Raw genomic sequence first — 10,778 nt, forward strand, 5'->3', positions numbered from 1 at the left:
CGATGAAAGGTGATATCGGCGTAATTGGTTTGGCGGTCATGGGCCAAAACCTGATCCTCAACATGAACGATAACGGCTTTAAAGTGGTGGCACACAATCGTACCGCTGCCAAAGTCGATGAGTTTCTTGCCGGTCCAGCTAAGGACACCAACATCGTTGGCGCTTACTCGTTGGAAGAGCTGGTTGAGAAGCTAGAAGCGCCGCGTAAAGTGATGCTGATGGTTCGCGCTGGTGATGTGGTCGATACGTTTATCGACAAGCTCACCCCTTTACTTGACGAGGCGACATCATCATCGATGGCGGTAACACCAACTATCCAGATACCAACCGTCGCGTGGCGGCGCTGCGTGAAAAAGGCATTCACTTTATTGGTGCCGGTGTCTCTGGCGGTGAAGAGGGCGCACGTTTCGGGCCGTCTATTATGCCGGGTGGATCAGAAGAAGCGTGGCCAGCGGTCAAGCCTATCTTCCAAGGTATTGCGGCGAAAACCGATACCGGCGAGCCATGTTGTGACTGGGTCGGCCGTGACGGCGCGGGCCACTTTGTGAAAATGGTGCACAACGGTATCGAGTATGGCGACATGCAGCTGATCACCGAAGCGTATCAGTTCATGAAAGACGGCCTTGGCATGAGCCATGACGAGATGCAGCAAGTGTTCACCGATTGGAACAAAACCGAGCTGGATAGCTACCTTGTTGAGATCACCTCAGACATCTTGGGGTATAAAGACCAAGATGGTGAGCCATTGGTTGAAAAGATCCTCGACACGGCAGGCCAAAAAGGTACCGGCAAATGGACCGGCATCAACGCACTGGATCTTGGTATCCCGCTTACTCTGATCTCTGAATCGGTGTTCTCGCGTTGTCTGTCAGCATTGAAAGATCAGCGAGTGGCAGCAGAGACCTTGTTTGAAAAACATATTCAACCGGTTGATGGCGATAAAGCCGAATGGGTTGATGCACTGCGTCAAGCGTTGCTGGCATCAAAAATCATCTCTTATGCGCAAGGCTTTATGCTGATGCGTGAAGCGTCAAACGAGAACGGCTGGGATCTCAACTACGGCAACGTAGCACTCATGTGGCGCGGCGGCTGCATTATCCGCTCGGCCTTCTTGGGTAACATCCGCGATGCCTATGCTAAGGATCCTAACTTGGCCTTCTTGGGCTCAGATGCCTACTTTAAAGGTATCTTAGATAACTGCTTAGCCGCATGGCGTAAAGTGGCGGCGAAATCGATGGAAACCGGTATCCCAATGCCGTGTACCACATCGGCGCTGACCTTCTTGGACGGCTACACCACGGCACGTTTGCCAGCCAACCTGCTGCAAGCCCAGCGTGACTACTTCGGGGCGCACACCTATGAGCGTATCGATCAGCCACGTGGTGAGTTTTTCCACACTAACTGGACGGGTACTGGTGGTAACACCGCCTCTACCACGTACGACGTGTAACGTACGGCGTGTAACGTGACAGACTAAGTTACTGCCAGTAGTGATAAATAAAAAAGGGATGCATCGGCATCCCTTTTTGTTGGCATAAGCAATAAACTCGCTTACGATGGGCAAAAAAGGAGAAGCTATGCCGCGCCCTAAAATGCCCCGTCGTATCTGCGGGAAACCCCATACCAATTGTTTTAAACCTAACGCGATTCCGCTCAGTGAGCTGGATACGGTGACCATTGGCTTGGATGAGTTCGAAGCCATGCGCCTTGTTGATCATCAGGGTATGCAGCAACTGCAAGCCGCGGCAGTAATGGGCGTGTCTCGTCAGACTTTAGCCAACCTTGTTAAACGCGCTCGCGCCAAAACCACCGCCTGCCTTGTAGAAGGCAAAGCATTGGTGTTTGAGTCAGAAGAGTAGTGTTGTGCCGAGTTTATTTGGCTTACATCGGGCCTAATATTTGTTTAAGTTGACGATACGCGCCTGAGTGTTTCTCTGCTTTCATTTTGGCGAGATTTTGCATTTTCCAACGGATAGCTGGTAACTGGTCAATTCCCGACAGCTCTAAAAGCGCCCAATCAGGCGTGAGATTTTTGAAGGACAGTAAAAATGATCGCTCTTGGGGCGTCAAAGACGAGTTTATAATCCTCACCAGCTGCTTGCGAGTTGCTTCGAGCTCCGTTTGGGGAATATCTTGATCGACCATATTCCGAAACTCCCCTTCGTAAGCATCTGAAATGTCCTTGAAGTGTGGGTTGAGTAGCTCGGCAATCGGACGTGGATGGCTAATAATATAAACCAACAAGGCTTTACGAAGTTCATTGGTGAAGCCCTCATTATCAAGTAGTTGCTTGACGTCGAAAAGATCTCTTGGGTGCTGACGATCCAGTGCTGCACAGATTTTACCCGCGTATAAATCGGCAAAACTTACCACTGACATTTCTGCAAAACCAAACTCATCTTCAACAGCCTCACTTACGGGTATGACTCGGGGGCTGTAAACCGTACCGCGTAGCACAGGGGATAGCTCAATTTTGATTTGAACGTTATCTCGCTCCACTAATAAACGAAGAGCATCTGATTTAGTCTGGTAGGCGCTGACAACACGCGTATTGTCGATGTTAGTCGTGACCGTGGAGGCCAGGATATCTAGGTTGCTCTTGATGGTCCGTAGTGCTTCATTCCGTTCCATCATGGGCAGAAAAACCAAGTCGATATCAACTGAAAGTCGAGGAAAGTCACGAACGAATAAATTGATAGCGGTCCCACCTTTGAGAGCGAAACAGTCGTGCTTGGCAACAAAAGGAATAATCCTGAGTAGTAGCTGCACTTGTCGGTAGTAGTGGCTTCGTCTATCCATGCTTTCACATATCCTTAGGCACTGTTATTTGCCACGTTGGCTCTAGTTTTCCTCCTTTAGCGATCAGTCTTTTACCAGAGCCCAGTGTATATTGTTCTGGTGCGAGGTGCTTAAGCCAAGCGTGTTGATGTCTTCCTGCCAGCCAGAGAAAGAGGCGCTTTGCTTTGATACTGCTACAGGCTCTCAGCAAGGCATTCAGCTTACGAGGCGATAGGTTGTGTAATCCTTGCATAAGTTTGTCAGCATGTTCAAAGCTGATGGTATTGGGCACTATAGCTAAAAGCTCTAAGATAGCTTTTTCTGGACAGGAATACAGCAATGGAGGGAGTGATGCTTGCCAGCTATCTTGCCTAAGATATTGATTGTTTTGCATCATTACATGTGACCAAAGGCGACGTGTGCCGTGCCATTCAAATTGTGCGGGTGCATCGATTCTAGCCAGCCATCGGGGGAGCATTTGAGCAGAATAAAGGTGAACGCTGGGTTTGCTTCCTTTGGACAGATAATGACTAAACCCTTCCAGCTCTAACGCGGTAAGACCCCCAACATGGATAGGGGTATGGGTCATACATTGCAACGAAGCAACGATGCCTTTCCAAGATAGTCTCGCTTCTTGCCTTATGTATACACCGGCTGCAAGAGGGACTAGCGTTTGGTTTCGTATCGCATTATCTAGAAAGTGCAGATTAAGTCCTTGTGCCTCCAGCCATGACTTAGTAGCAACCATATCTAGGGGCAGCACTTTCTGTAGTTGTTGTCTCGCTTCAGTGTTCAGCATGAGTCATTCCATACTGGTTTATAAAAAATAAAATACACGTTGATTATTGACGTATTTTTTGAAAATTTCAAACTTTTTTCGGTTTTTTGTTTGAATAGTTATATTTTTACGTCAATGATTGCCGTGAATATAGAGTTTTATAAACCAATGCTTCCATTTGCTTATCGTCATTCACCATAGGTGTTAGCTGCTCAGCGAGGATGAGTGAGTCATTATGCGCGCTTCTCTTCACCTTTATCTCGCAGAATATGTTGCATATGCCATAAATAAAGCATATTTTTGCATATGCCATTTATGTAAAGAGAGAACGGAAGATGACAATTGCTATTGCGATGAACCAAGATCGTCCTGCGGGGCATTTTATGAAAGCGGAACACTTCGCGCTGTTTGATGATGATGGCCAAGTACTCGCTCAATTCACTAACCCACGAGAAACGGAAGGCTGTGGTGCGAAAAACGCCTTGATTGCGATGCTGAAAGCCAATCAGGTGACGCGTGTGGTGACTCGCCATATCGGTGAGCATGCCTTGGCGGGGTTACTGGCCGCGGGCGTCGACGTTTATCAGTTGACTAACGGCCGCTTAAATCCCGTCCAGTGGCTGTCGCCTGCATACTGGCAACCGCTCACGGATGCTAGTCAAGGACGGCCGGCGTTACAGCAAATGAAGCAGCAAAAACCACAACAACAGAACGCAGCTTGTCATTCGGGATTTGGGAAAGGTTGTGGTGCGCAAGGCCGCAGTTTAGGTCATCAACATCGAGGGTGTGGTAAGGGGCAAGGTAAAGGCGGTCGCGCTAGTCGACAGGGTTGTGGTTGCCATGAATAAGCAGCCTGTTATCCCGCCGGTTTCCCATCACCAGTGTGTGGCTTGTAGCGAAGATGGGTTATTTAAATTGCAGTTTTATCAATATGATGAAGCTGCAGTGAGCGCAAAAGTATGGTTAGACAATACTTGGCAGGGGTATCAAGATCAATTACATGGAGGGGTGATCGCCACGCTTCTAGATGCGGCGTTGACCCATTGTACTTTCTTATTTGCCCCGCAAAGTGTGACAGCGTCACTTAATGTTCGCTATCACCATCCGGTGCCTATCGCTATTTATGGTGAGGTGCGTGCCTGGTGTGTGAAAGTGAAACACGGCATGAGTCGGTTGGAAGCGACGCTTACCGTTGCAGACACTGTCTGTGCCAGTGCAACGGCAAGCTTTATGCAAACACGCGCGTCGTGAGCGTCAAACCTAGCTGACCGCGCGGCGTAAGCGATCATGCACTGCCAGCCAGGCTTCACCATAAGGAGGCTGGGCGAGCCAGATCTCATCGACGCCGAGTTGATCGGCTTGGGCAAGTTGGTGATATAAAGCTTGCCCGTAGCGTGCGGCGTCATCCGGCATGGCAATACACACCAGATCATCCGTGCTGGGGCGTCGCCAAAGTGAAGCAAGGCCGCGCGCTTTTCGGAATTAGGTGCTTGGGAGATCAGACAAGTCTGCGGCCACCATTTGCAACCGGGTGTTGGGTTGATAATGGCTCCCCACATTGCCGGGCACCACGGTGTCGTGCTGCACTGGCGCTTCGACCGTTTCACCCAGCACGGCACTGAGCTCGCTGGCGGTGATTGGGCCGGCTCGTAAAACGCGGAATGGACGTTGGGTAAGATCGACAATGGTTGACTCCAGCCCATGTTGGCAAGGGCCGCCATCAATCACCGCAGCAATCTTTCCGCCTAAACCATGTATCACTTGTTCCGCCGTGGTGGGGCTGAGCTTTTTATACGGGTTCGCAGACGGGGCGGCGACAGCAAGCTGATGGGTGGCGAGCAAGTCTAACAACACAGGTTGCGCGGGCACGCGAAGTCCAATGCTATCCAACCCGCCGGTGACTACCGGTGAGACATGCTCGGCACGTGGCAGCAGCAGCGTCATCGGCCCCGGCCAGAAGGCCTTAGCAAGCTTGTAGGCTTCGTCAGGGATCCCAGTCGCCCACTCGGTGATCGACGCGACGTCACCGAGATGAACAATCAAAGGATGATTCGCTGGCCGACCTTTGGCGGTAAAAATGCCCGCGACAGCGTCTGGGTTGCTGGCATCCGCTGCCAAGCCGTACACGGTTTCTGTCGGCACCGCGACTTGTTCGCCGGCTTTAAGCAGCGCGGCGGCTTGTGTTAGGTCCGTTGAACACTGCGCTGAGAGAAGTTGCGTTTTCAACGACATGCTCCGTTTTATTTTGCTACGTTCAGGTGATACCACTGACCCGAGCGATCGCGTTGCCACACTGCACCCTGCGCATCGATTTGCATCAGGTACAGCCAGCCGTGATTCGCCAGCGCGGCTATATCGTCATGGCGTGCAAGTATACTATCAATTGCCTCCCGAGGGGCAGCGATAAATACGCTTAATCGCACTGGCTGGTGGCGATATCGACGGCCATCGTGCACGGATTGATGCGATAAGCCAATTCGCAAGTCGCCGCCATTCCCTTCAAACACCCCAATATGCCCACCCACAATGTTGTGCAGCAATTTGTTTCCACTGCCGAATTTGTCCGGCGCGGTAACAGAGGCAAAGTATTGTAGGTTAATCCAATTGGTCACCACCATCGGCGCGGTGAGAATCGCTTCAAGCTGGCTAAAGTCATGGTCTTTGTGCCTGTCGTAGTCGTGCAAAAAGCTGCGACCTTGCAAGTTAATCTGTCGAGACAGAGTACGCGGGCCGACGATTAGCGCCGCGTTGTCGCACAGACCCCACTCAGGACGCATTTGTGCCCAGTCTTTGGCCCGAGTACCAAAGAAGCGTTTGAGTTTGGATGGCTGAGTAGGTGCCTGATCAAACTGACTGGCGCGGGTTGCACGTGCTTGCTCGCTCGCAGCGGAGAGCCAGTCTTGCCACTGGGCATGCTCGGGGGCGTGGAACACCTCCAGCGCGTCGGTCGTGGTGTTATGCATGGCGGCATAAAAACGGGTACTGGCGGGAATCGTTACGCCTTGCTGCATCATGGCATTGCGCACCTCAGTCTCATTGAGAAGCTGTGCGAGCACACGGACATTCACCTCACCGGTTTGTCCACCGCAAGCACCACAGTCGAGCCCTGCCGCATGAGGGTTGTTACAGGTTTCACTGCCATGGCCGACTAAAAGGACGGCATCGGCCAGTTGGTCAGCAATGCCCATTGCACGCAAGATGCCGGCGCCTAGCTCGGCCTTTTCTGCTGCGGTTAACGGCGTATTGTCATGGGTGAGCGCCCAATCACTGTCAGTATGGCTGAGTCGATTTAGCGGGTTTTCGGTACCAGAAATGCGTAATGCGCGTTTTAGCAAGCTCACTAATTTGAGCATGCCACCGGCTTCGACCATGCCTAGGTTGGCGGCAGGCGCATCGAGACTACGCTGCCAGCCGAGCTTGGTCATTCGCAACCAGCGTTCGGGCGTCGCGGTTGTTGGTGACACTGTTACCGCAGGCGCGAGTAGTCCTGGCAGCTGCGGACGATGCATGGACGTATCGGTCGGCTGATAGGAAATCGGTAAGCCAAAAAAGCCGGCAAAGCCAAGAGTTTGAATCCGATCGGATTGCGCTTCCAATGCGCGACGCATCGGCTCAGAACGCACATCGATACAAAACACGGCTTGCAGCGTGGGCGAGGTAGTGAGTGTGTCGACACTGGCTTGCACGGATAAGGCGTGTGCCCAAGGCTGCTGCTGACTGATTTCCAGTGCTTGTTGCCAAATCCACAGCGGCGCGAGCTGTTGCTGCGCTTGATGATACCAATGACGGAGATTCACTGCTTGGAGGTGCATGGATTGACGAATGCTTGCCCACGCCGATTCTCGGTGTTTCGCGAGCCAGCGTGCCAGAACCGTATCCCAAGCGAGTAAAATCGCACACAGGCCGATGCCATGATCTTGCTGTTCACTGTCACTGAGCTGTTGTTGCCAATCTAACCAGGCCTGCCAGCTTGCCCAACCCGATAGGCCATGCATCAGCGCGTGACAATAGGCTAAGTTGCCGTCTTGATCGTGAAGAACCGGTTGCCAAAAGGCGGCAGCTTCAGCGATTAGCGCATCCATCTTGGTGGGCAGTGCGGCAAAATCGGCGAGCAAATTCACCCCAGTGAGGGTTTTAATCCCTTTATCTTGGCTCACAACATCCAACCAGCATTGATAGAGGTGCTCACCGCCTTGGCCTTGGGCATTAAAGCGCTGCGGATACTGGTGGTACAGCGCCAAAAACTGGCTCACTTGCTGCTGGATTTCTTGCTGCCACGATAAGCCTTCTTGAGCTTCGCGAGTGCGATCACACAACTCAGCCAATGGCTTCCAACGTGGGAGGTCACTGCTATGGCTACGCAGCGTACGCAGGCAATCACTCACCGACAGTGGGCTACCAGACGTTGAAATGGCCTCGGCAAGGTGTGCCTCACCAATGGGAGACTGCCAATGCGACAGATAATACGTCGGTGACATTAAGGGACAGTGGCCACTTAATACCGCTTGTTCGGCAAAGACTTGCTCAATAGGCGTAAAGCGTTGTGGCCACCATGGGTTGACCGCAATCATGTGATCCAACGGCCAGCTTGGCGCGATCGCTGCGACCGCTTGCTGGGTGGCATCGCGAAAACCGCTCACATCGAAGGACTCAGGGTATTCAGATACATTGGGCGTTTTCGCAATCATTAACGCGTCTCCTTATGCGGTTGCCATTGGGTCGTTTGCAGTTGGATTAAAGAAGCACTTGGCCACCATTTGAGCGTCAGGCGCGTGGCCCACTCATCGAGGTAAGCCCCGGCGTTCAGCCAGATAAATAAACGGTTTACCCACGCTTTGTGTGGCCAGTACTGCACCGCCAGTGACAGTGCAAACAGGGCGACAAATAACACCAGTGCAAAGGCATCGGCGAAATAAATAGGTGGCATTCCCACCCGCTACAAACACAATCAAGCTATGTTTGATGGCGGCGTAGAGCCCGAGCAAGCCAAGCGCAAACAGACTGCTGAGTAGCACGCGTGTGGGACGTGCGGCGCCAGGACGCGTAAAGGCTGGCAATAGCAACATGGTCATCGCCATCCACAGCAACCAACCGGCTGCCAAGCTATTTAAAATACCAACATTCAGGTGCACGGCGACAATCAGGCCGGCTGCGGTGGCCATCGCGGCAAGCCAATGGGAGCGACGCGGTACTGAGGCGTCAGCCAGTTGAGTCGCGAGCCAATGATTCACCCCATTGCCGCTGTTGAGGAAAGAGAAAGCTTTGTAGAAGGAATGCGCCAGTAAGTGCAACAGCGCCAACTCGTAAAGGCCTAAAGCAATTTCGACCAACATCAGGCCCATTTGTGCCACGGTCGACCACGCCAGTTTTACCTTGATGCTCACGCGCGTCAGGCTCACCAGCCCCGCGACCAGCGTACTGACGCCTGCGATGACCAGCAGCGCCAGGCTGGCACTGGGACTCGCCGCGAGCACCGGCGCGAACAGCATCAATAAGATCCCGCCGAGGTTCACAATGCCAGCGTGCAGTAAGGCGGAGACAGGCGTTGGTGCTTCCACCACTTGAATGAGCCAGCCGTGCAAGGGCAGTTGAGCGCACTTGATAATCGCCACTCCTACCAATAGAAAGGCGGCCACGCTTACGGTCAGTGTGTGAGGCTGCTGGCTGACTTGAAACATCAATTGGTCAATCTGCGCCGTTTGGTAGTGAAAAAACAACAGCAGAAATGCGCCACCGAGTAGCAACTCGCTAAAGCGAGCGAGTAGCATTTTTTTATGTGCCGCGAGTTGGGCGCGAGGCCGATGCGGATAGAAAAGAATTAAGCGGCCCAATGAGAGGCTAACCGCCACCCAGGCGAGCCAAAACAGCAACAGGTGATTGCTGACTAAAACCAACAAGACTGCCGACAAGGTGAGCAGTAAAGAGGAAAGAAAGCGGTATTTGTCGGCTTGGCCCGCAAACGCAGTGGCACTGTATCGCCATATAACACCGCCGAGAAGGGCAACCAGTGCAAGCAGCACCAGCTTGAGCGGAGTGATGAGAAATAGGGATAACATGACTTACCTCACAGCAATAGTTATACAAACCATTGTGAAAACTTACTACAGTTAAGTAAAATACATAATAAATTACTTTCCATTCTGTTTTAGAGAACGATGAGCCGACTCAACTACCATCATTTGTATTATTTCTGGCAGGTGGCTCGGCACGGCAACCTGACCCAGACCGCCCGTCAGCTGCATATTTCGCAGTCGGCACTGTCGTCCCAAATCAAGCAGCTTGAGCAGGCGATGCAGGTGCAATTGTTTGAACGGCAAGGTCGTACGCTGACGTTGACCGAAAGTGGCTATCAAGCGATGAACTATGCGGAAGAGATTTTCCGACAGGGGGAAGAGTTAGAGCAGTTGCTATCCAGTGGCGGGGCGCTGTCCAGTGCCACGATTCGCATTGGCACCTTATCGACGATGTCGCGTAACTTTATCGAGCAGTTTATTCAGCCATTGGTGAATCAACGAGAGTGCCGTTATGTGTTGCAATCGATGGATCAAACCGGGTTGCTCCATGCACTGTCTGATCACCAGCTAGATCTGGCGCTGACCAATATCGCGGTGCGTGGCACCAATAAACAGATCTGGCAGTACCAACAATTGGCACGCCAGCCGGTGGCAGTGATTGGTTGGCCGGGTAAAGCCTTGTCGCCCACCTTAGACGCCAGCTACCAGCACCAAGCGTGGGTGTTGCCTTATGGCGATAACCCGATTCGCTCGGGGTTTGATGCCATCTCTGCACAGTATCAACTCAAGCCTTATATCATGGCAGAAGCCAATGATATGGCGATGCTGCGCCTTTTAACCCGAGATAATGATGCGTTAGCGGTGATGCCCGAAGTGGTGGTCCGTGATGAGCTAGATAGCGGCATGCTCACCCGCTACGCCTTGCTGCCGAGTGTGTATGAGCCGTTTTATGCGGTGTCGATAAAACGTCAGTGGGTACACCCACAATTGAACTCGCTACTGGATGCGTTCAGTGCATCGCCGCTCGCGCATGGCGACGACCGTCGCGACGGCAACGGTCAGAGCAATACCTAACCTCGTCCCAACAGCGCGCCCATTTTTTACGCCACGTAAACGGGCGTTCGCAAGTCAAACATATCTTGGTGGRCAGGATGCGGTTTTTTATGGTTCGCCATCTTGATCGCCTCCTTCGGTGGCTTGGGTCGTGC

General features: G+C 52.4%; 9 protein-coding genes and 2 pseudogenes. 5 read left to right on the forward strand and 6 right to left on the reverse strand.

What is annotated here, in order from left to right:
* Positions 1–2 precede the first annotated feature (2 nt).
* Together gnd and DZ54_RS0102385 are read left to right on the forward strand one after the other, a co-directional pair.
* Positions 3–1,450: pseudogene (gnd, locus tag DZ54_RS18375) on the forward strand (decarboxylating NADP(+)-dependent phosphogluconate dehydrogenase).
* 127 nt (positions 1,451–1,577) lie between these two features.
* Positions 1,578–1,859, forward strand: coding sequence for a DUF134 domain-containing protein (locus DZ54_RS0102385; RefSeq protein WP_025672972.1), 282 nt, complete (start codon positions 1,578–1,580; stop codon positions 1,857–1,859).
* 22 nt (positions 1,860–1,881) lie between these two features.
* Here the strand turns inward: DZ54_RS0102385 and DZ54_RS0102390 are convergent, their stop codons facing one another.
* Positions 1,882–2,799, reverse strand: a complete 918-nt coding sequence (locus DZ54_RS0102390; protein ID WP_025672973.1) for a nucleotidyl transferase AbiEii/AbiGii toxin family protein — start codon at positions 2,797–2,799, stop codon at positions 1,882–1,884.
* A gap of 4 nt (positions 2,800–2,803) precedes the next feature.
* Positions 2,804–3,577: a type IV toxin-antitoxin system AbiEi family antitoxin gene (locus tag DZ54_RS0102395; RefSeq protein ID WP_025672974.1), complete on the reverse strand. Its 774-nt coding sequence runs from the start codon at positions 3,575–3,577 to the stop codon at positions 2,804–2,806.
* Positions 3,578–3,891: 314 nt separating this feature from the next.
* Between DZ54_RS0102395 and DZ54_RS18385 the strand changes: the two genes are divergently transcribed.
* The gene (locus DZ54_RS18385; protein WP_025672975.1) at positions 3,892–4,404 is read left to right on the forward strand and encodes a NifB/NifX family molybdenum-iron cluster-binding protein; all 513 of its coding nucleotides are present in this window, start codon (positions 3,892–3,894) and stop codon (positions 4,402–4,404) included.
* Positions 4,397–4,807 (forward strand): PaaI family thioesterase, encoded by a 411-nt coding sequence (locus tag DZ54_RS0102405; protein ID WP_025672976.1) that lies wholly within the window; start codon positions 4,397–4,399, stop codon positions 4,805–4,807. The genes DZ54_RS18385 and DZ54_RS0102405 overlap by 8 nt, the downstream gene beginning before the upstream one ends.
* A 9-nt stretch (positions 4,808–4,816) precedes the next feature.
* Here DZ54_RS0102405 and DZ54_RS18390 read toward each other — a convergent pair.
* The 3 genes and pseudogenes from DZ54_RS18390 to DZ54_RS18395 form a co-directional block, all read right to left on the reverse strand.
* Positions 4,817–5,788: pseudogene (locus DZ54_RS18390) on the reverse strand (L-threonylcarbamoyladenylate synthase).
* 8 nt (positions 5,789–5,796) lie between these two features.
* A complete protein-coding gene (locus DZ54_RS0102415) occupies positions 5,797–8,244 on the reverse strand; it encodes a DUF2309 domain-containing protein (protein ID WP_025672977.1) in 2,448 nt (815 codons plus the stop codon).
* Positions 8,245–8,337: 93 nt separating this feature from the next.
* Complete coding sequence (locus tag DZ54_RS18395) at positions 8,338–9,612, reverse strand: NADH-quinone oxidoreductase subunit L (protein ID WP_051415850.1); 1,275 nt, start codon at positions 9,610–9,612, stop codon at positions 8,338–8,340.
* A gap of 99 nt (positions 9,613–9,711) precedes the next feature.
* On the opposite strand from DZ54_RS18395, the gene DZ54_RS0102425 reads away from it, so the two are divergent.
* Positions 9,712–10,644 (forward strand): LysR family transcriptional regulator, encoded by a 933-nt coding sequence (locus DZ54_RS0102425; RefSeq protein ID WP_025672978.1) that lies wholly within the window; start codon positions 9,712–9,714, stop codon positions 10,642–10,644.
* On the opposite strand, the gene DZ54_RS23955 is transcribed toward DZ54_RS0102425, so the two are convergent.
* The gene (locus DZ54_RS23955) at positions 10,580–10,735 is read right to left on the reverse strand and encodes a DUF2256 domain-containing protein (protein ID WP_081721572.1); all 156 of its coding nucleotides are present in this window, start codon (positions 10,733–10,735) and stop codon (positions 10,580–10,582) included. The two genes, DZ54_RS0102425 and DZ54_RS23955, sit on opposite strands and share 65 nt — an antisense overlap.
* Positions 10,736–10,778 lie beyond the last annotated feature (43 nt).

This window comes from Salinivibrio socompensis S35, from assembly GCF_000513715.1.
Taxonomy (GTDB): Bacteria; Pseudomonadota; Gammaproteobacteria; order Enterobacterales; family Vibrionaceae; genus Salinivibrio; species Salinivibrio socompensis.

Bases quoted from the DNA above. Each gene is read 5' to 3' on its own strand.
- DZ54_RS0102385 (WP_025672972.1), top strand. From the start codon at position 1,578: ATGCCGCGCCCTAAAATGCCCCGTCGTATCTGCGGGAAACCCCATACC.
- DZ54_RS0102390 (WP_025672973.1), bottom strand. From the start codon at position 2,799: ATGGATAGACGAAGCCACTACTACCGACAAGTGCAGCTACTACTCAGG.
- DZ54_RS0102395 (WP_025672974.1), bottom strand. From the start codon at position 3,577: ATGCTGAACACTGAAGCGAGACAACAACTACAGAAAGTGCTGCCCCTA.
- DZ54_RS18385 (WP_025672975.1), top strand. From the start codon at position 3,892: ATGACAATTGCTATTGCGATGAACCAAGATCGTCCTGCGGGGCATTTT.
- DZ54_RS0102405 (WP_025672976.1), top strand. From the start codon at position 4,397: ATGAATAAGCAGCCTGTTATCCCGCCGGTTTCCCATCACCAGTGTGTG.
- DZ54_RS0102415 (WP_025672977.1), bottom strand. From the start codon at position 8,244: ATGATTGCGAAAACGCCCAATGTATCTGAATACCCTGAGTCCTTCGAT.
- DZ54_RS18395 (WP_051415850.1), bottom strand. From the start codon at position 9,612: ATGTTATCCCTATTTCTCATCACTCCGCTCAAGCTGGTGCTGCTTGCA.
- DZ54_RS0102425 (WP_025672978.1), top strand. From the start codon at position 9,712: ATGAGCCGACTCAACTACCATCATTTGTATTATTTCTGGCAGGTGGCT.